An 18,498-nucleotide genomic window follows, 5' to 3' on the forward strand; every position below is an offset into this window, starting at 1 on the left:
CGCCCGCCGAATACGAAACCAACCACTACCTGAGCACCACGAAACCCCAGGTCACAACCAACATCTGAGCTCTCTACCGAACCCGGAACGGTTCACAGTTTGGATCCAGCGGCTCATCACCATCAGACGGTCGCACATGCTCTAGGAATCGCTCCTCGCACACGCCAAGCGCGATGAACTCCTGCTGGGCGTCAAGCAACGACGACCTGTTGGCGCCGCCTACCATGTCTGGCCAGCGCAACTGCATGACGTCGTCCTCCCAGAAACAGGCAGGACAGATCTGATGCGAGCCAGGCCCGTCGTTCAGGGTCAGGTGGCCGCAGCAAACGCAGGGGTACCTCAGATGCATGCCTCCCATATTCGGAGACAGTCAGAGCGAAACCCAATGAGATTCCAGTAGGGCGCTCTCGCCCGACATCGCCGCAGACCTGCGGGGACCTGGGCACGTTCATCTGTACTTGGCCGAGTGCTCTGAGGTGCTCGGCCAAGTACAGCTCGACGTGCTCAGCTCGGACTCGTCCGGCGAACCGGCGTGGGGGACAGTTGAGGTCCCCGAGCACAGCCAGGGGAGGTGCTCCTCAGTTTCGTTCAGAAGGCGCTGTCCAGCGCCGCAGCCAGCGCCTTGTGCAGTTGCGCGTAGAGGGTGGCGAGGTGCCGCAGTTGCTCTGCTGCAGTCTGGTCGTCGCCGCGCACCAGCGGATACTGCAGGCCGCCCAGGATCCGGGCCTGGCGCTGCGCGATGGAGGCCGCGTGCGGCAGCCCCAGCTCTTTCAGGCACGTTGCCGCGTCGTTCAGACGTCGTGCTCCCACGCGGACGCCGAACGCGGTGAGCAGTGTGCGGATGCCGGGGGGTGTGCCCCGGGCGACCATGTCGGCGAGCGCCTCGACGGCGGCGGTTCCGCCCAGTGAGCCGGGAGGCATGGACAGGTCGTCACGGCCGGCCAGCCACCGCTCGGCTTGTGGAAGCGACTGTCGCAGCGCGTCAGTGGGAGTGAGCCGATGATGGCGCAGGAAGCCGGCCCGCAGTACGAACGGGGCATCGATGTAACTGATCGCCTTCGCCTCCCATGCGGAGAGGAAAGCCTGTGCGGGTAGCGTCGCGTAGGGGTGGCCGTGGGGGTCGTGGAGTTCGATGGTGTCCTGGTCCGCAGCGAGTACGACGACGTAGTGGTCGCCGCCGTCGGCGTTCGGTGTGCCGGGCTGGTACAGCAGCAGGCCCATGTCCACCGGCCCGACCAGGACCGGTCCGCGCGAGCAGGCGGTCCGCAGCCGGTTCAGTGCCTCGGCCGGCGTCCCGCCGTCGCTGCGCTCACAGGTCCAGCCCAGCAGCGCGATTGCCGCGTCGAGGCCGCTCTCGGGGTTCCAGCCGTAGGGGTCGAACAAGGGCAGGGAACCGGCGATGAGCTGGGCGCCGAACGGTGAGCCGGTCAACGTTTCGATGACTGCGGTGGAGGGAGACTCCCCACCCAGCATCATGGCCAGCGAGTTCGTGTAGCAGTACGGGCCGGAGCCGATGTAACCGAGCACAAGGGGCCCTTCGAAGAGACAGTGGTGATCTCCACCGGCGGATCGCCGGGCAGGTGGGACCAGCCAATCCCCTCACACACTGTCAGGGTCAACTCCCGCCCCGGCCTTCGCGCTGCGGCTGGCCCGCCACCACGAGGACAGGCAGCCACTACGAAAGCCCATCGGGGGTCCGTGCCTGGCCACTGATGTATCGGCCGTCGAGGCGCCGGTTTTAACTCGGTCGGCGTGCGGCGCGGTCGCGCCGGGCCATATGCCGGGCGACCGCAGCGAGGCCGGGGTTGTGGGTGCCTGGCTGGCGCGTCCTTGCTGGCCGAGGGCTGTGGAGGGACAGAACGAGGGGTTCTCGGGATCCGGCGCCCGGGCGAGGAGCCGGAGGCCTGTATTGATCACCACGGAGATCCAGCGCTGTGGAGCCACGCTCCTGGTCGGTGTCAGCGACGATCTCGACGCGGCGGCCGTGCCGATCCTCCAGCAGGCGCTGGATCAGGTCACGCAACTGCTCACGGCTTCGGAATATCCGGGACGGGAGCACCTGCTCGCCGCGCCGGACACCCGCGATTCCGTTGACGACGAACCTCACACCCTGCACGAGGTCCGCGCCCACGAGCACCACGGCGTCCGGCGCCACACGAGTCGCCGAGAGGACCGTCGCCACACCACCGATCCCCACCCCGACCAGCAGGTGCCGCAAGCCCTGCGGGTGCTCCCGGGCCACCGCGGCACGTGCGCGGTCCACCTGCGAGGCCATGGAGTCCCAGGGGTCGGTCGGCAGTCGGCGCTGCGGCCGGCCAGTCAGCCGCTCTCCGTGTCGAACCGGCACGCGGCGATTCCAGCGTCCCGCAGCGACCTGGCGAACACCGCTCCGCGGCGGTACTTCCCATGCCGGTCGTAGGTGAAGTCGGCCACAATGGTCGCCACGGTTCGCGGTGACTGCTCCAACAGAGCGCCCACGAAGCTGAGTTCGCCGTCCAGAAGAAGGCACGTCGGGCCGCTCATTTTCCCATCCCCATCATCGCGAAGGTGGCCCAGTGGAGCGATATCTGATTCCGGTCGCCAGCGGCGACCCGATCCTGGTGACGCGGCCGAATTCGGTCCGTCATGTCGTCATGTTCCTTCCGGCGCCCACGGAACCCCGCGGTGGCCGATCGGATCCTTCGCCCAATGGGCGGCTCCCTGGGCCGAGCACGGGGTCGCCAGCGTCGTGGCGGACCTGCCGGGGGAGGCGACAGCATGGTTGTCCCGCGCCCCGACGCATGGTTACGCCACGCCGAGGCGGTCCACGCGCAAGCCGCGATCCTGGCTGGCCGAAAGCCGCTGCATCTCTTCGCCCGCGGTGCCGCTGCCGCCTTGCTGCCCGCCGTGCGCGCATCAGGAGTCAGGATCGGATTCTCGCCACCGCTTCCCGAAGAATGCCGACGAGCCGCTGCGATGCTGGGGGACGAGGAGGCACCGGATGCCGATGTCCTGTCCTCGGTCATCGGACTTCAGGACATCGATCAGGAGCTTGACGGCGGTGTGAGCCCCTGCTGAACTGGGCCGCAGATCAACTCACCCAGGTGCGATGGGACCTTGAGCTCCACTCCGCGCACCGCCCACCGCGGGCGACCTCGGCCGTCACTTTCTCGGACGTGGCCCCCTGGCACGGCTGGAGATCACCAGGACAGGAATCGGGCACGTGCTGTCAGGGCTTTTCGACGAGCTGGCCGAGGTGACCAACTGGGAAGGCTGACGCCTATGCGGGCCTGGTCGGCTTACCGGATCTCGTGGTGGAGGCGGTCGGACCCGCCAAGAGCCTGGGATTTCCTTCCTCGTGCCGTCCGGAGCAGGGCCGTCTGCTGCACGCGCTGGCTGCCGGTGCGTTCGAGAGCATCGGGGAGACCGGAACCGGCTGCGGCGTCGGTCTGGCCTGGATGATCTCGGCCCGCCGTCCCGGCGTCCGGGTCGTCAGCGTCGAACGTGACGAACGACGGGTCGAGGAGGTGCGCAAGCTCTTCGCCGGCATTCCCGACGTGGAGATCATCTGCGGCGACTGGACCGCCATCTACGCACACGGTCCCTTCGGCCTTCTCGTGACCGACGGCGGCGGCAACGGGAAGAAGACACCGCCCGCCGACCCCGAGCGTCTGCTGCGGCCGGCGGGCACGATCGTCATCGACGACTTCACCCTCATGACCCAGTGGCCACCGTTGATGGGCGGCGAACCCGACTCCGCTCGCCTCGGTTGGCTCCAGCACACGGCTCTGCTGAGCAGCGAAGTCCGGCTGGCCAGTGATCTGTCGACGATCATTGCCACGAGGCGGCCGTGAACGACGTCAGCCGACTCGACATCGTCTCGGAGGTGGAGAAGGTCGCCGACGGGTGGGGGAACGTCACGGACGGCCTGTTTCTCCGCAGGGTCTCCGAGAACACCCCCGCCGACCGTTGACGGAGCGGCCGAGCGGATTGCCCAGGCTCTCGGGTACGTCATGAGCGAGGGCGAGATCCGCAGTCCGCAAGGAGTGTCCACGGGAATGTTCTCGCGGCGCCTGGCCCAGGTCCGTGTCGACCTCTCGGTGGCATCGGCCGCCGACCATAGTGCCGCGATCATCTGTCATGAACTCGCACACGCCCTGGATCCCGGCCCCTATGAGTTCGACCACCCCGGGACCAAGACGACCGCGGAGATCGTCCAGGCTCAGCACGCTCAGCTTGTGGCCTGCCTCAGCAGCCACGCGTTCAGCAGCGGGATCCTCGGTGTCGCCCCTGGCCCGGGGCAGACGGCCCTGGCGGAGTGTGTGTTCATGCCGCTGGAGCTGGACCACTTGGAGGCGTGCGACGGACTGTCCGGTCGGGACATCGGGCGTCGGGTGGAATTCACCGTCGGCGTCATGGCCGCGGCGATGACCGCGCCGGCGTGGTTCCGCGCGCCGGACCATGAAATCGCGGTGGACCGAGGGGCCGGTGTGATGTGGCTCGACGTCGGCCCTGCCGCGAGCGGCAAGCGCCCCCCTTCCGAAGCCGCCGCCGTCGCTGGGCTCCACTGCACACGAGCTCGCAGCCGTTTTGCCGACGATCCGCGCTTCACCAGTGATCTCGATACGGCTCGCCCTGTCCGATGGGTTTCCATGACCAGCCAATTCCGTCCGACAGAACCGGTTCGCCTCTAGAACCTTCTGCTGCCCTCTCCAGACGTCTCACACGTGGGTACGTGGCCCCCGAGGGAGACATGCCGACGCTGCATCACCAGCAGCGCACGATCGAGGAGGCCGAGGCCGCCGGGTTCCATGGCATGCTCGCGCCGACGGCGTACAGCAATTTCATCGACAACTGGGTGCAGCTCACGATGCTGCTGGCCCGTACCCACCGCATCGAGATGTTCGGCGCCATCCGCTTGAACCAGGTTCACCTGGCGCACTTCGCCAAACAATGCGCCTCGATCCTTCAGCTGGTCGGCCGCCGGCTCTCCCCGAACGTCGTACTCGGCGGCTGGGAGTCGACGACCGGATCATCAGAGCGGCGGAGACGGCCGAACGGCGGCTGGCCCGTGCCGAGGAGTGGCTCACCATTCTCAACGAGACGTGGGAGGGCTCGGGCATCACGCAGGACTACTCCCACAAGGGCGACTTCTACGACATCGAGGGGCTGCGCATCTACCCCGCGCTGGAGAAGCGGCCGGAGATCTTCCTGTCGGGCATGACCGACGAGGCGATCCGGTTGAGCGGCATGTTCGCCGACATACACACGTGCTGTGGGCCGAGAAGCCCGAGGACACACGGCGCAACATCGAGCGCGTCTGGGACATCAGCGCGGCGCACGGGCGTCGGGTCCGCATCGCTCTGCGGATGCACGTGATCGTCCGGGAGGAGGAGGAGGAGGAGGAGGAGGAGGAGGAGGCGTGGCGCGCTGCCGAGTACATCGCCGCGCGCATCGACCCCCAGGTCGCCGAGACGAGGGCAGCGCAGATCCGGGCCAGGGAAGCGACAGCCGTCGGGCCAGCTGACCCCGGCTCAGGACGAGACCAGAATCGGGCGCCACCTGTGGACCGGAACAGGCACCGCGCGCTTCGGGCATCGGTCTCCGTGGTCGGCGACGCCGAGCAGGTGACGGAGCAGCTCATGGAGTTCCGGCGCATGGGCGTGGACGACCTGATCCTTTCCGGATATCCGAAGGAACGCGAAGCCCGAAGGTTCGGGCAGCTCGTCACGCAGCGCCGGATGGACGCTGATCTGGAGTTCCGGCGAGACCATCAACTGTCATGCCGGAGCAGGCAGGACAGGTGAGCCGCACCTGCTCGACACAGCCGAGGAACGGAACGAAGCAGCGCTCATAAACGGTATTCCCGTGGGAGCGTCAGACGTACGTTCCGGACAAGGGCTGCGCGGAAGCCGCAGGCTGGGCATCCTGAGCAACAGCTTCGTCGGCGCCCGGGAGCGGGAGACGACGCTGTACCACTTCGACGAACTGGTTGAGCAGATCATCTACTCGCACGAGATCGGCATCGAGAAGCCTGACCTGCGGGCCTTCGAGGCCGCATACGCCAGTTTGGACGTGCGGCCGGAAAACTGCCTGTTCATCGACGATGTCGCAGTCACCGTTGCGACCGCCCAGGCAGCGGGCATGCAGGCGCATCTGTTCAAAAACAACGCCCGGACCATCACGCACATCACGGCTCATCTGGATGCCCGATCCTTGGCCCCGGAGTGGGTTCCGCTCGGATCACGTCGGCCTGGCCCCGCAATTCGAACGACACCGTGTCCCTCCGCGACCACTCCTCAAGATCTGTGCCAGAACCGAGTGGGGTTCTGGCTCACATTCCGTGGAGCATGCACTCTGAGTGACGGTTGTCGGGCGGGCGGGCTCTGGGAGAGTTGCCCAGAACTGACCCGTACCGGGTGCAGCGTGGCAGACAGTTCGGCCCGTGGAAGAAATGGTTCGCGGGCTGGAGAAGTTGCTGTTCCCGTCGATTACCCGACCTGGCGGTGCTGTCCGTCGCCGTGAACGACGAGGCCGTACGCGTAGAGGCCCGAAGCACGGTGGCTGGGGCCGATTGTCCTGGCTGCGGGATCTGGTCGCGGCGGATTCACAGCTCCTACCTACGGTTTCCCGCTGATGTGCCCAGTGGGGCAGACAGGTGGCCCTCTGTCTACGCGTCCGCCGGCTCCTGTGCCCGGTCAATTCCTGCGGGCGCCGGACCTTCGCCGAGCAGATGCCGCGGCTGACCCGTCGATACGTTCGGCGGACCGAGTGCCTGCGGTCGACGCTGGCCGCGGTCGGCCTCGCACTCGCCGGTCGGGCCGGTGCCCGCATGGTGAGGGTCTTCGGTATGTCCATCAGCCGCAGCACAGTGCTGCGGCTGGTAGAAGCCTTGCCCGATCCGGACGTTCGCGCCCCGCGCGCCGTCGGCGTCGATGAGTACGCGACCCGCGAAGGCCGCCACTACGGGACCGTCTTGGTCGACGTCGAGAGCCGGCGTCCGGTGGACCTGCTGCCCGATCGGGAAGCCTCCAGCCTGGCCGCTTGGCTCGCGAAGCGGTCAGGGATCGAAGTGGTCCGCCGCGACCGCGCACCGTTCTTCGCCGAAGGGGCCACCGCCGGGGCACCCCAGGTGGTGCAGGTGGTAGACAGGTGGCACCTCTGGCACAACCTGAGGGGACACCGCTTCGCTGACCGCACCCGTGCCAATCACGCGCCCGTCCACGAACTGCTGGCCGTCGGGCTCAGCCGTCGGGCGATCGGCCGCCAGCTCCGGATGACCTCCCGCACCGTCAAGCTCCTCGCAGACGCAGCCACCCCGGAGGACCTGTTCCAGGGGCATTGGCAGGGCCGGCCGTCCAAACTCGACGCCTTCAAGCCCTACCTGGATGAACGCTGGAACCAAGGCTGTACGAGCGCCTGGAGGGTGTGGGAGGAGATCGTGCCGCTCGGCTATCAGGGCAGCTACCAGAGGGTTCGCGCCCATTTCCGGGAGAAGCGCCTCTCGCCTGGCGGCCCCGTCACGGCTCGGCCACCGTCACCCCGGGTCGTCGCCGGACGCATCGACCGCGACCACGATGCAGTCATCGCCGGCCTCGCCCTGCCCTGGAGCTCCGATGTCGTCGAAGGCCACGTCAACCGGATCAAGATGCCCAAACGCCAGATGTTTTGGCCGCGTTGGCTTCGGCCTCCTGCGAAAACGAGTCCTACTCGCGGAGCGGCTCCGCAGCCTCTGCGCGAAGATCGCGAATCGGAAACATCGTGGGTGAGGGATGTTCCTTGCACATTTTCCCGTGCAGCTCTTCGGGCCGCAGCGCCCAGGCGATGGCCTCGCCCGGACCACAGAATGAAGGATCGAGGTGGAACGTGGTCCGGGTCCCGAAGGGTTCCGGCGCTATGAATTCCTCACGGGGGCCAATCGGGTCCATCCCGACGAGCTCCTGGCGATGGCCGTGGCCACCCAGCCATGCCTCGATGACCGTGCGGACGCTGAGTGCGGCAGCTGCGGAGGGAGCCCAACGCTGCGTGTCGAACGTGTCGAGCAGGGAACCGAAGAATCCCGGCAGAAGCATCTCCGTCGCATCGGCACCGGGGCGCTGATCGCTCTCCACTGTGAAGCTGAGGTCAGACCCTATCTCGACACTGATCTGCCCATGCCTGCCGTCGCGACGGTGCAGCGCGTCCCAGGCCACCGCCCGCACGACCTCGGTGGGAAGCTCGGGGCTGCCCCGCTCAACCAGAAAGTACAGCTCTGGGGCGCGCCGCACGTGCTCCACGAAGTCAGCCACCCGAAGCGGCTCGACGGTGAACTTCTCCACTAGCCCTCCCCATCTCTGCACATTTCAGCCAGCCACAGCCGATCATGGCACCCGCCATCGGCAAGCACCACGCTTCCCGTTTGCCCAGTAGCCGTGACGGGTTGTCACCAATCGCGGAATGTGTGCCAGAACCGGTTCTCGTGAACACTGCGAGGCACTCCTTGGCCGGGTGCGCCTCCCCAACCGATCTCGAATTGCTGCTCCTTCTCGTGGACAGAGCCACTTGGCCATCAGCATCAGCTCGGGCGTGCCCCGCTCGCCGAGGTGGGTCAGGGGGGAGTGCCGGTACTCGTGCAGGTCCCAGCCGGTGCCCGGCCCGGCGTACGCGGTGTGCTGGTCGAGCAGCGCGCGGGCCTGGCCGTAGGACAGGCGGGCCAGCCCCGTGTCCGGGCAGACGTCCCTGGCGGAGAACGCCTTCCCCGGGCCGGGACGGCGTCGGGTGACGAATACCGGGCCGCGGGTGCGGCCCTGGAGCAGGCGGGGCACCAGCCGGGCGGTGCCCGCGTCCCGGAACACCGTCTCCAGCACGTAGTCGGCGCGACTCGCGCCACGCCGGCGGACCTTCGGCTGGGCGGCCTTGGCCTTCCCCGGGCAGCGGCGCCCGGCCAGGTCCAGGTCCAGGTCCTCGATGTTGACGTCCAGGATCTCCTCGGAGCGGGCGCGCTTTGTTGAGGCTCTCGGGGTGGTCTTCGTCCAGACGAAGGGTCGTTCCATTCGGCGAGCCAGGCCCGGATGTCGCGGCCTCGACGACTACAAGGTCCCTCACCGTCCTGCGGGCCCGCAAGCTCGGTGCTGGGAAAGCGGAAACGGATCCTCCGGCCTCTTTCCTCTCACCCTCCCCGAACTCCGACGGCTGATCCACCGCTGACCAGTACCCGTCGACTACGTCCTGTGATTCAAGAAGCCGCCATGGCCTTCCGCAAGGTGTGGAGGCACGAGGAGAGTGCCGTGTGGCGGGGCGTGCCGTAGTCGCGTGCCTGCATCCAGGCCGCGTACAGCAGGGACCACAGCACGTTCTGCAGCCACTCGGCGTCAGCCTCGGCGTCCACCGTGCCTTCGGCCTGGCCGCGTTCGATGAGGCGGACCAGGGCGCGGTCGGAGTTGGTCTCCTCCTCGAAGCCCGCCCAGGTCAGGAACTGCGGCACGTCGAACAGCAGCATGAGGCGGTCGCCGAGCTCGAAGTACTCCAGGCAGAGCCGCTCCAGCGCCTCTGGGGCCGGGTCGTCCTCCACCCGCGCGCGTGCGGTCGCCTCTTGCAGTCGTTCCCGTACGTCCGCCCCGAGCGCCGCCACGAGGTCCGAGCGTTCGGCGAAGTAGCGGTGGACGGTCGTCCGGCCCACGCCGGCGGCTTCGGCCACGTCCGCGAGCGACGCCCCGTGATGGGCCGACAGGACGGTGACGGCGGCGTCCAGGATCGCGCGTCGCGTGCGTGCGCGGGTGGTGGTCTCGGTGGTCGCCGTCGCGATGTGGTCATGCTCCATGGGCGTACGGTAGCGCGCCCACAATGAAACTCACTTGACCATAATGGAACATTGATGTTCCATTTTCGGCATGGCTGACTCGACACCCTCGCCCCGTGCCGCATTCGACGCGCCCCGGCTGCGCGTCCTCTGGTCCTTCGCCCGCCCGCACCGCCACACGCTGGCCGTGGGGCTGGTCCTAGCCCTGGCCGGCTCCGCCCTCGGCCTGGCCACGCCCATGATCACCAAGTGGGTGCTGGACGCCCTCAATGACTCCGCCTCGCTCACGGGCCCCGTGGCCGCGCTGTTAGTCCTCCTCGTCGTCGGCGCCGCCGTGTCGTACCGGCAGTGGTGCATGCTCGGCACGGTGGGCGAACGGGTCGTGCTGGAGGCGCGCGAGTCGATGGTGCGACGGTTCCTGCACGCCACCGTGCCCGCCCTCACCCGGCGCCCGACCGGTGAGCTCGTCACCCGCGTGACCTCGGACACCGTCCTGCTCCGCGAGGCCACCGCCCAGTCGTTCGTCGGCCTGGTCAACGGCTCCGTCATGCTCGTGGGAAGCCTGGCCCTGATGGGCGTGCTCGACTTGGTGCTGCTCGGCACGACCATCGCCGCCGTGGCCGTTACCGCCACCCTCTTCGCGCTGCTCATGCCGGGCATCGGCCAGGCGCAGCAGCGCTCCCAGGAGCACATAGGCCGGCTCGGCGGACTCCTGGAGGGCACGCTGCGCGCGATCCGCACCGTGAAGGTGAGCCGCGCCGAGGAGCGGGCCGCCGAACGGATCGTGGCCGATGCCCGGGCCGCGGCGGACTACGGCATCCGGGCGGTCCGTCAGGAGGCCCTGGCCTGGACGGTCGCCGGGTCCGGCATCCAACTGGCCATCATCGCGATCCTGGGCGTCGGAGCCTGGCGGGTTGGCGAGGGGAGCCTGGAGGTCTCCAGCCTGATCGCCTTCCTGTTGTACGCGTTCACGCTGATGGAGCCGGTCAGCACGCTCAGCCAGAACGTGACCTCCCTCCAGGCCGGGATGGCCGCGGCCGAACGCATCCGGCAGACGGCCGACTTGACGGCGGAAGGTGACGACACGGCGCCGGAGCCGGAAGACGAGAGGACCGCCGCCGCGGCGGATTCCGGCGCCCCGCAGGAGGTGCCCGTGCTCGAACTGCGCGGTGTCAGCGCCGCGTACGGCCCCGAGGCCGCCCATGCCGTCACCGACGTACGGCTGGCCGTCCCCCGGCGCGGTCACACCGCGATCGTCGGGCCGTCGGGCGCCGGCAAGACCACCTTGTTCTCGCTCGTCCTGCGGTTCCTGGAGCCCGTCGACGGCGAACTGCTCCTGAACGGAAGGCCGTACCGCGACTACAGTCACTCCGAGGTACGGGCGCGGCTGGCCTACGTGGAACAGGACACCCCGGTCGTGCCCGGCACCCTCCGCGACAACCTGCTGCTCGCCCGGCCGGACGCCACCGAGGAGGAACTGCGCCATGTGCTGCGGGACGTGCGGCTGACTGAGAAGGTCGACGCGCTCGAAGCGGGTCTGGACAGTCCGTTGTCGTCGGCGCACGTGTCGGGGGGCGAACGCCAGCGCATCGCGCTCGCGCGCGCCCTGCTGCGCACTCCAGAGGTCCTGCTGCTGGACGAGGCAACCGCGCAGCTGGACGGGCTGACGGAGGCCGCGGTGCAGGACTGCATCCGGCGACGGGCGGCGACGGGCGCGGTGGTGACGGTCGCGCATCGCCTCTCGACGGTGGTCGATGCCGACCTGATCGTGGTCATGGAAGCGGGCCGGATCCGCGCCCGCGGCACCCATGAGGAGCTGCTGGAGACGGACCCTCTCTACCGCGAACTGGTGGCAGCCCTGCGCCTGGCCACCACCACCAGAGCGGAGGTGGCGTGAGGGGTTCGCTCGCGCGGGGGCAGGCCACGATGGCGCTTGCACGCAGCAGGGCGACAACGCGCTGGTGGAGCACCGTCCCAACGGCGCTGTTGGGCGGTGTTCGGGCCGTGGCCGTCCAGGGTTCGGAAGAGGTCGTTGTGGTTGGTGATGGCGCGGGGTACCAGCTGTAGGGGGTGGCGGCGTGAGAGGTGGTCCATCCGCTGGTCGAAGTCGAGCTGCTGCAGCAGGCTCTTGTCGAGCACCGCGGTTGCCTGATCGAAATCCTTGACGACTTCGGGATGCGGTGAGCTCTCCAATGGGAACCGGCGGGAGGCCGACGTCTTGGCCGGCAACTTTGACGGAGAACAGAACCGGCTCGTCATCCACCGATCGGCCTGACGAATCCCTCGGATGCCTTGGCTCGGCGCCGGATCCAGATGAGTGGCAGCAAGCTGGAGTGCGGCCCGGTAAACGATGGTGAGCTCGTCCGTCCGCACTGCCAGGCCGCGCCATTGCTTGAGTCGGGCGAGGCACCGCTCGACGGTATTGCGCTCTTCGTATGTCTCGGTGTCGAAGCCGGGCGGGCGGCCTCCGGCGCGGCCCCGCCGCAGCCGGTGTCCGATCTGGTCGACAGGCTGCGGGACGGCTGCACGGATGCCGCGTCGACGGAGGTGCCCGCGGATCGCGCGGGAAGGGTAGGCACGATCCGCGTCGGCGATCTCCGCGTTCCGTACGAGCTTGCTCACCGCCTTCGGCATCCCGCGATGCCCCGGCCCGCCGGGCACCGGATGTGCTTGCTCACCCGGTCGATAGCAGACTGGAGCGGCTGCCCGTCCAGTACCAGGTCGCCCCTCGCTCCGCAGGCCGCGCACCGGGGGCTGGTGACGGGGAGGGGGCTTCATCCGGTACGGCGGCCACTCGGTTTCCACGGCGCGCCCAACGACGTTGATCCGGGCCGGGAACGCGAGCGCCACGGGTGACCGCAGACGCTCCGGATACAGGGCTGGGGCCATGGCCAGCCCGCGCCGATACGGCGTGAGTGGGTGAGGCCGGTGCTCAGAGCGCTCCGGGGACATCAGTAGCACCGGGCCGCCCGATACCTCACCGACCGCTGAGCGGTTCGTGTCCTGACTTCGGCCCGCGAAGACCGGAGTGACGCGATGGGGCGAGCGGCTTGCTCGCCCGTTCCGGGGACTTCACTTTGGCACCGCCCGAGCCCGCGCGGCGACCGATGCGCTACCGCCGGAGGAGGAGTCCCATGAGGAGCCTCTCCATGACATGGAGTCACGTTTACGCAGGACAAGGCGTCGCAGGGTCTCGGTTCGATGCAGGTTCGTAATCACCATCCTCTGCAACCGTCCGTCCGCCCCGCGGGTCAACCAGTACATGCTCTCTCCACAAGTCCTCAGTAAAGGTGACCAGTTCACGGTCCTACGGCCCGACCGACTGACGACGACGGAGGGGCGGGTGAAGACGCACATCCCGCTGGCCGCCGTCCAGGAGGTCCGCCCGGACGGCGACAAGGCCCTGCAGATCGTTCTGACCGATGGGGTGACCCGGCGACTGCAGGGCGGCAACGAATACGCCACCTCGGCCTTCCTCACCGCCTTGATCGCCGCCCTGCCCGCCCGGCGTGACCCGGCCGGGAGCGCCCTCATAACGACCGAGGAGGGCGGGGCCGTAATCAAGATTTGGCAGGTGTGGACCGGTGGCGCGGCCTTCCTCGCGGTCTTCGTGGGCTACGTCTGGTGGACCGGTTCCACCTACGGCGACGGGATGGGGATGGCCGCATTCGTCGGGGCGCCTGCGGTCATCTTCGGCGGGCTCTTCACCTTCGTCGCCATCAGCAGCGCCAAGGACCGGGTGGTCCTCCGCCGGCGCGGCATCACCGTCGCAGCCGCCCGGCACTACCACCCGAACGGCAAACGGGCGAGCTGGTACGCGTTCACTGACATCAGCGGCAACGAACACACCACCAGTTACGGGTCCGGCCGCGTCACGGAGGAGATACACGTCGTCTACGACCCGGAGAACACCCGGCTCAACGCCGCTGTGGAGCCCCTCTTCACCACTGTCCTGAAGCATCTTCTCGGCGGGGGCGTCTCGCTGACGATCCTCGCGTTGGGGCTTTGGGGAGTCCTCGCCCCGTACATCTGACAGACGCCGCCCGTGGAAGGAGGGAAGCCGGCGAACGCAAACCTGCGCCTCCTCCCGCTCCCGCTGCTCGTACTGCACGACGGCCGCCTCCGCCGCCCCACCGTCCACCCCCCCCACCACCTACGCCGGGCGTCTCTTCGACGTCTCCTGCTGACCCCTGCCGGGGACGATGAGGGGCGGCCGGCTCACCTGGCGCCGAGCAGACCCGCCCGGTCCCGCAGCCCGAGTGTGTCGAGCCGCCACAGGCGTACGGTCTCGTCCTGCGACGCCGTGGCCAACGTACGCCCGTCGGGGGTGAAGCGGGCCACGGCGTCATCGCTCGCACTCAGCGACGAGTCGGGCTCGGCGTCGGCCGGCGGGCTGCCGATCCTGCGGCCGTTGGCCGTGTCACACAGCTGGAGGTCGGAATAGCTGCGGGTCACCGCCTTGCTCCCGTCCGGACTGAGCAGGACGGTGCTCATGCCGTCATCACCGGTCTCCAGAGTGCTCTTGATCCGGCCGTCACGGGTGTCCCACACCTCCACCTGCTTCCTGTCCTTCGTGACCACCGCCAGGACGCGCGAGTCGCCGCTGAAGAAGGCGTCGGCCTCGTGCACGGATCCGTCGCCGCCGCTCGGGCGGCCGTCGGACACCTGCCACAGCTGCATCCGGGAGTTCTGGTTCATGGTGGCCACGAAGCGTCCGTCGGGACTGAGGACGGCGGACGACACCCACTGCGCGCTGGGGCCGGTCAGTCGGCGGACCGCCTGCCGGTCCACTGCGTTGCGGACGGCCACACCGTCGCTCTCCCTCCCGATGACGAGCAGGCTCGTTCCGCCGTCCGTCACTCCTATGTGAAAGGTGTGGTCTCCGCCGAGGGGTTCGGTCAGCGGGTCCCCGACGCCGGGCTTCCACAACTGGATGTAGGTCGAGGGTCGCTCGACGGTTCCCGTCCGTCCCCTGGTGACGAGAGCGCGCCCCTGGTCTGCGAAGACCACCTCGTCGAGCACCCCGGGGGCCGTCATACGTGCGAGGCGGTGCCCGTCGTCGACGCTCCACGTCTCCACGAACGAGGTGTCGCTGCTGAAGAAGGGCCACAGCGAGCCGCCCTGCCCGACGGCCAGGGTCCGGCCGTCGGGGCTGAACACCAGGCGTTCGGCTCCCTCGTGGAATTCACTGAGTACGGCAGTGGACGTGTCCGTCGGGCGGCCAGCGAACGGCGTCGCCAGTGCCACTACCGCGAGCGCCGAACAGGGCCGGTCAGCGGATCCTTCCGGGTGGCGACGATCTGCCGGTGCAGGGCGACCGCGTGAACCGCCCAGCCGGTCAGCGGCACGGCGGCGGCCGCCAGTAAGAGGGTGCGCCGGCCGAACCGGCTTCGAGCGCGCAGGAGGGACGACATACTTGGGTTCTCCGTCTCGTCTCGTACGGGATGGATGGGCCCGGGGCAGCCGACAAAGCCGCCAAGCAGAGCGGCTGTCGGGGCGGAGCTACAGCGCGAAGTCAGCGCGGGTGGTCCAGCTGACGGGGTTGTTCCCGAGGCCGGCCGTCGCGGCGGGCCACTCCATCTGCCAGCCAGGCCGAAGCCCGGCCACTCCCCACTGGTCCGGCTGCCTGCCAGGGATCTCGCATCCGGCCGTGTGCGCGGCGAGCGCGGCGTCGTACACCTCGTGGGCGCGGCGCAGGGCTGCGGCGGGGGAGTCGGTGACGCCGGTGAAGACGTGCACGCCACGCCGGTCGGGGTGGTGGAGTCGGGTATCGGGACGTCTACCTCGTAGGTGCGCAGCATGACGTCCAGCTCCTCTCTGTGCTCGGTGGTGAGGGACCACCGCGACCGCCCCGGCCTCCGTCGAACGGAGCCGGGGCGGCACGGAGGACCATCACCCGCTATGGCACAGCCGGCTCCTCGGTGGGGACCTCGTAGACGTCGATGACGTCCTCGCCGCCGAACCAGGTGCCGGGGGCGTGGCGGATCCAGACGATGCGCAACGGGGAGCCGTCGCGGGCGGCGACGTCGTACTCGTGCACCAGATGCTTCTTGAGGGCGGAGCGAACGGCCGGGGCCACGGCCCGGGCGGGCATCCGGGACGGGAACGGCAGGAAGCGGGCGCCGTTGACGGTGGTGTACTGCAGGGCCTGGCGCGGCCAGAGGCAGGCGGCGTTCATCGCGCCGTGCTCGCGCGGGGCCTGAGTGTGGGCGGCGTAGTACGCGAGGGCGGTCTCGGACACGGGCATGAGCGGGTCTCCTTCGGCGTGCCGGGCAAGGCCAGAAGTCGAGCTGGACCGTGATGCGACGACGGCGGTCGCCGTAGTCGCGGCGGGGGTCGTGGACGGTGCGGCGGTGCGCGGCGAGGCCCGCCGTACCGCCCTGGACCGGAGTGCGGCACTCGCGGCAGCCGTTCAACACTCGTCCCCGGCCGGGAGGCCGGCCGGGGTGAGCGGGTGCGGGTGGGGCCGTCGGCGGCGCGGCTCACGCGCGCACCGCGTTCGCATGCTGCGCCTGGATGTCGGCGCGGCCCTCGGGGTCGTCGTCCCAGCCCCGGTAGCGGTCTTCGGCCTCCTGGTCGCCGTCGCCGTGGATAGTGCAGACGATGTCCGGGTCGTTTTCCATGGCGCCGGTCAGCGCCTTGTGCAGGTCGGTGACCGAGTGGATGGGCGCCCACGCCTGCCCGGAGCATTCCGGGTCGAGGGGGCAGGGCAACACCACGCCGAAGCCGAAGCCGAAGCCGAAGCCGAAGCCGCCCTCGCCCTCGCCGTCGTCGCGGAGCGCCGGGGTGAAGGACTGCTGCCCGAGGCGGATCTCCGCGACTCGGTCCCGGCCGGTCCCCAGATCCGAGGCCGGCCGCCACTGCCACAGCGGCAGGATCTCCGGGCCGAAGAAGCGGCGGGCCAGCCACAGGTCGCCCAGGCCGTCGCTGCCGTCGCGCCCGAGGTCGGCCTCCCGGGCCTGCGAGAGCCGTCCGAGGAACGGCTCCAGGCGGTCCAGGGTGTCGGCGAAGACGACCGTGTTGAACCCTTCGGCCGCGAGGCGCTGGTGCGAGTGGACCATGGCCTGGTGCTGGGAGCGGACGACGTCCTCGGGCACGCGCCGGTTGTCCGGCCGCGGGCCCTGCCGCTCCAGGCACAGGTCCAGGGGCGTGGCGACGACGACGGCGACAGTCGGCATGCCGTGCCGCTTCGCCGCCGTCACCAGCTTCACCCTGATGGGCTGTTCGACGTTGGTGGCGTTCCCTGTCAAGTTGCTGTGTGCAGGGATGCACGGGAAAATCCGTTGGCTGTCGGTGTTCCCTGCTGGAACGATCCTGGAATGACCGACCACCGTGACGCCGTCCTCCGCCTGTGGGGTCGCCAGCTCTATGAGCGTCAGGGCGATTCACTCGCCTGGGCGGAGGCGGTCCTGGAGGCCAGCGGCCGCGCGCCGACCGCCGTCACCGCGGCGATGTCCGGCCGACTCGACGCCCTCGCTGATTCCCCATCGGACCCGGCATGGCTCCTGTTCCGTACGGTCGCCAAGCTGGCCGCGAACCTGCGGGGCGACGGCCTCTACGACGCGGATGTTGGTACCCGAATCGGCCCGCTGGCCCTGCGGTTTCTGCTGATCGGTCGTCCGGGCTGGCCGCCGGGGAAGAGCCATGGAGACGGAGCCAGGGCGCCGATGGTCGCGTGCCCCTTGCGGTTCGCGTCGACAGCGCAGGCCGGAGCCGAGCAGGAGTTGGACGAAGCCGGTGTTGCGCAGCTCGGTCCTGGACTTCCAACCGGGCGCGGACGAGCCGGTGCCGGTGTGGCCGCGCAGCCCGATGTCCGACCACAGTCCCCAGGTCCGCGGTGTCAGCAACAGTACGGTGGAGTTGTGGGAATCCGCTGCCCGGTCCTCGCGCCGTCCCGCGTCCACCGGCAGTGGCTCGACCCTCGCCCACCGGAACAGCTTGGTGAACGCGGCCGCCTCGCGGTTCCACCTGGTCCCGCCGACCCGCTGCGGGTTCTCCATGGACCTGCACCGCCAGTCCCGGTAGTCCGCCAGATCACTTCTACAGGCCCTCCGCCACGGCACTCCACGCGAGGACAGAAACGACAGGAGCGGCCGGATGTCCGTTGCATAGTTCCGCTTCGTCTCCCGCTCCAGGTACCGGAACGGGCCAGACAGGACAAACTCCAGGAGCTCGGGGTCCACCGTGCCGTCCGGTGCAACGAACACCGGGTCGCCGGGTCGAAGGCCGATCCGGGCTACCGCCGCCGGCAGGTCCCGAACCCCGAGGACGCCCTCCACAGGGAGGGCGCCCCACCGGTCCAGATCGGGAACCCACACCACTTGCCACTCGGTCACCCGAAGCCTCCCCTGACGCTTGAACTCAACAAATCATCAGGGAAGTGGCGTCGATGACCGTGTTGAGCTTGCGGGCCATCCGGCGCTCCAGGATCAGCTTCAGGACGTCGGCGGCATCGGCCGTGGCGCCCTGTTCGCCGGGGTCGTCTTCCCTGTTGGATCGGCGTGTTGAAGCGGATCGAGCAGGGGTGGCTGCGTGCTGGGGTGGCGTACGTTCTGGATACCGGCGGACCGCCAGGTGTCCGCGGATCGGGTGCCTGTTCTGAGTGGGCGGGAGGACCTGGGGACTCGTGAAGATCGCGTTGGGATTCATCCTGGGGATCCGATTCTCCTTTCGCCGGACTGGCAGGTCGATGAGGTACTGAGCCGTATCTGTGTCGGTCGTCGTTCGCCCGTCTCGCGCAG

General features: G+C 69.0%; 20 protein-coding genes and 5 pseudogenes. 12 read left to right on the forward strand and 13 right to left on the reverse strand.

Annotated elements, in window-relative coordinates; translation table 11 throughout:
* Nucleotides 1–73: 73 nt before the first annotated feature.
* Together ACIQK6_RS40830 and ACIQK6_RS40835 are read right to left on the reverse strand one after the other, a co-directional pair.
* Nucleotides 74–358, reverse strand: a complete 285-nt coding sequence (locus ACIQK6_RS40830) for a CPCC family cysteine-rich protein (RefSeq protein ID WP_402697503.1) — start codon at nucleotides 356–358, stop codon at nucleotides 74–76.
* Nucleotides 359–588: 230 nt separating this feature from the next.
* Entirely contained in the window at nucleotides 589–1,527 is a 939-nt protein-coding gene (locus ACIQK6_RS40835; RefSeq protein ID WP_329094803.1) for a hypothetical protein, read from the reverse strand.
* A gap of 382 nt (nucleotides 1,528–1,909) precedes the next feature.
* Here ACIQK6_RS40835 and ACIQK6_RS40840 point away from each other — a divergent pair, with 382 nt between their 5' ends.
* The 10 genes and pseudogenes from ACIQK6_RS40840 to ACIQK6_RS40885 all read left to right on the forward strand — a co-directional run.
* Nucleotides 1,910–2,419: a hypothetical protein gene (locus ACIQK6_RS40840; protein WP_329094802.1), complete on the forward strand. Its 510-nt coding sequence runs from the start codon at nucleotides 1,910–1,912 to the stop codon at nucleotides 2,417–2,419.
* A gap of 338 nt (nucleotides 2,420–2,757) precedes the next feature.
* Complete coding sequence (locus tag ACIQK6_RS40845; RefSeq protein ID WP_329094800.1) at nucleotides 2,758–3,057, forward strand: hypothetical protein; 300 nt, start codon at nucleotides 2,758–2,760, stop codon at nucleotides 3,055–3,057.
* A 236-nt stretch (nucleotides 3,058–3,293) separates the two neighbouring features.
* On the forward strand, nucleotides 3,294–3,833 hold the full coding sequence (locus ACIQK6_RS40850; protein WP_329094798.1) for an SAM-dependent methyltransferase: 540 nt from the start codon (nucleotides 3,294–3,296) through the stop codon (nucleotides 3,831–3,833).
* Nucleotides 3,830–3,952: a hypothetical protein gene (locus tag ACIQK6_RS40855; protein WP_329094796.1), complete on the forward strand. Its 123-nt coding sequence runs from the start codon at nucleotides 3,830–3,832 to the stop codon at nucleotides 3,950–3,952. The genes ACIQK6_RS40850 and ACIQK6_RS40855 overlap by 4 nt, the downstream gene beginning before the upstream one ends.
* Nucleotides 3,953–3,992: 40 nt before the next feature.
* Nucleotides 3,993–4,673: a hypothetical protein gene (locus ACIQK6_RS40860; RefSeq protein WP_329094795.1), complete on the forward strand. Its 681-nt coding sequence runs from the start codon at nucleotides 3,993–3,995 to the stop codon at nucleotides 4,671–4,673.
* Nucleotides 4,674–4,732: 59 nt separating this feature from the next.
* Nucleotides 4,733–4,933, forward strand: a pseudogene (locus ACIQK6_RS40865) (LLM class flavin-dependent oxidoreductase); the annotation flags it as partial.
* Nucleotides 4,933–5,358: an LLM class flavin-dependent oxidoreductase gene (locus ACIQK6_RS40870; protein ID WP_329094792.1), complete on the forward strand. Its 426-nt coding sequence runs from the start codon at nucleotides 4,933–4,935 to the stop codon at nucleotides 5,356–5,358. The pseudogene ACIQK6_RS40865 and the gene ACIQK6_RS40870, both read left to right, overlap by 1 nt.
* The gene (locus ACIQK6_RS40875; protein ID WP_402697505.1) at nucleotides 5,250–5,786 is read left to right on the forward strand and encodes an LLM class flavin-dependent oxidoreductase; all 537 of its coding nucleotides are present in this window, start codon (nucleotides 5,250–5,252) and stop codon (nucleotides 5,784–5,786) included. Before ACIQK6_RS40870 ends, ACIQK6_RS40875 begins: the two co-directional genes overlap by 109 nt.
* Nucleotides 5,787–5,874: 88 nt before the next feature.
* A pseudogene (locus ACIQK6_RS40880) lies at nucleotides 5,875–6,189 on the forward strand (HAD family hydrolase); the annotation flags it as partial.
* Between the two features lie 448 nt (nucleotides 6,190–6,637).
* Nucleotides 6,638–7,588: pseudogene (locus ACIQK6_RS40885) on the forward strand (transposase); the annotation flags it as partial.
* Nucleotides 7,589–7,685: 97 nt separating this feature from the next.
* Here the strand turns inward: ACIQK6_RS40885 and ACIQK6_RS40890 are convergent.
* From ACIQK6_RS40890 to ACIQK6_RS40900, 3 genes and pseudogenes are all read right to left on the reverse strand, one after another.
* Nucleotides 7,686–8,297 (reverse strand): hypothetical protein, encoded by a 612-nt coding sequence (locus ACIQK6_RS40890; protein WP_329094789.1) that lies wholly within the window; start codon nucleotides 8,295–8,297, stop codon nucleotides 7,686–7,688.
* A 222-nt stretch (nucleotides 8,298–8,519) separates the two neighbouring features.
* Nucleotides 8,520–8,957, reverse strand: a pseudogene (locus ACIQK6_RS40895) (site-specific integrase); the annotation flags it as partial.
* Nucleotides 8,958–9,193: 236 nt separating this feature from the next.
* Nucleotides 9,194–9,778: a helix-turn-helix domain-containing protein gene (locus ACIQK6_RS40900; protein WP_329094788.1), complete on the reverse strand. Its 585-nt coding sequence runs from the start codon at nucleotides 9,776–9,778 to the stop codon at nucleotides 9,194–9,196.
* Between the two features lie 70 nt (nucleotides 9,779–9,848).
* On the opposite strand from ACIQK6_RS40900, the gene ACIQK6_RS40905 reads away from it, so the two are divergent.
* Nucleotides 9,849–11,654: an ABC transporter ATP-binding protein gene (locus ACIQK6_RS40905; protein ID WP_402697507.1), complete on the forward strand. Its 1,806-nt coding sequence runs from the start codon at nucleotides 9,849–9,851 to the stop codon at nucleotides 11,652–11,654.
* 358 nt (nucleotides 11,655–12,012) lie between these two features.
* Here ACIQK6_RS40905 and ACIQK6_RS40910 read toward each other — a convergent pair.
* Nucleotides 12,013–12,355 (reverse strand): annotated as a pseudogene (locus ACIQK6_RS40910) (transposase); the annotation flags it as partial.
* Between the two features lie 745 nt (nucleotides 12,356–13,100).
* Here ACIQK6_RS40910 and ACIQK6_RS40915 point away from each other — a divergent pair.
* Nucleotides 13,101–13,790 (forward strand): hypothetical protein, encoded by a 690-nt coding sequence (locus ACIQK6_RS40915; protein WP_329094785.1) that lies wholly within the window; start codon nucleotides 13,101–13,103, stop codon nucleotides 13,788–13,790.
* 185 nt (nucleotides 13,791–13,975) lie between these two features.
* Here ACIQK6_RS40915 and ACIQK6_RS40920 read toward each other — a convergent pair whose 3' ends face one another.
* The 7 genes from ACIQK6_RS40920 to ACIQK6_RS40950 form a co-directional block, all read right to left on the reverse strand.
* On the reverse strand, nucleotides 13,976–14,917 hold the full coding sequence (locus tag ACIQK6_RS40920; RefSeq protein ID WP_402697509.1) for a WD40 repeat domain-containing protein: 942 nt from the start codon (nucleotides 14,915–14,917) through the stop codon (nucleotides 13,976–13,978).
* An 86-nt stretch (nucleotides 14,918–15,003) separates the two neighbouring features.
* Nucleotides 15,004–15,171 (reverse strand): hypothetical protein, encoded by a 168-nt coding sequence (locus ACIQK6_RS40925; protein ID WP_402697511.1) that lies wholly within the window; start codon nucleotides 15,169–15,171, stop codon nucleotides 15,004–15,006.
* 88 nt (nucleotides 15,172–15,259) lie between these two features.
* Nucleotides 15,260–15,496, reverse strand: coding sequence for a hypothetical protein (locus tag ACIQK6_RS40930; RefSeq protein WP_402697513.1), 237 nt, complete (start codon nucleotides 15,494–15,496; stop codon nucleotides 15,260–15,262).
* Nucleotides 15,497–15,656: 160 nt separating this feature from the next.
* Entirely contained in the window at nucleotides 15,657–16,004 is a 348-nt protein-coding gene (locus tag ACIQK6_RS40935; protein ID WP_402697515.1) for a hypothetical protein, read from the reverse strand.
* A gap of 235 nt (nucleotides 16,005–16,239) precedes the next feature.
* A complete protein-coding gene (locus ACIQK6_RS40940; protein WP_402697516.1) occupies nucleotides 16,240–17,007 on the reverse strand; it encodes an AAA family ATPase in 768 nt (255 codons plus the stop codon).
* 135 nt (nucleotides 17,008–17,142) lie between these two features.
* Nucleotides 17,143–18,093, reverse strand: coding sequence for a site-specific integrase (locus ACIQK6_RS40945; protein ID WP_402697518.1), 951 nt, complete (start codon nucleotides 18,091–18,093; stop codon nucleotides 17,143–17,145).
* 25 nt (nucleotides 18,094–18,118) lie between these two features.
* Nucleotides 18,119–18,406 carry a hypothetical protein gene (locus tag ACIQK6_RS40950; RefSeq protein ID WP_329094772.1) on the reverse strand — a complete coding sequence of 96 codons (288 nt, stop codon included), beginning with the start codon at nucleotides 18,404–18,406 and terminating at the stop codon, nucleotides 18,119–18,121.
* Nucleotides 18,407–18,498: the final 92 nt, after the last annotated feature.

This window comes from Streptomyces sp. NPDC091682, from assembly GCF_044756625.1.
Lineage (GTDB): Bacteria > Actinomycetota > Actinomycetes > Streptomycetales > Streptomycetaceae > Streptomyces.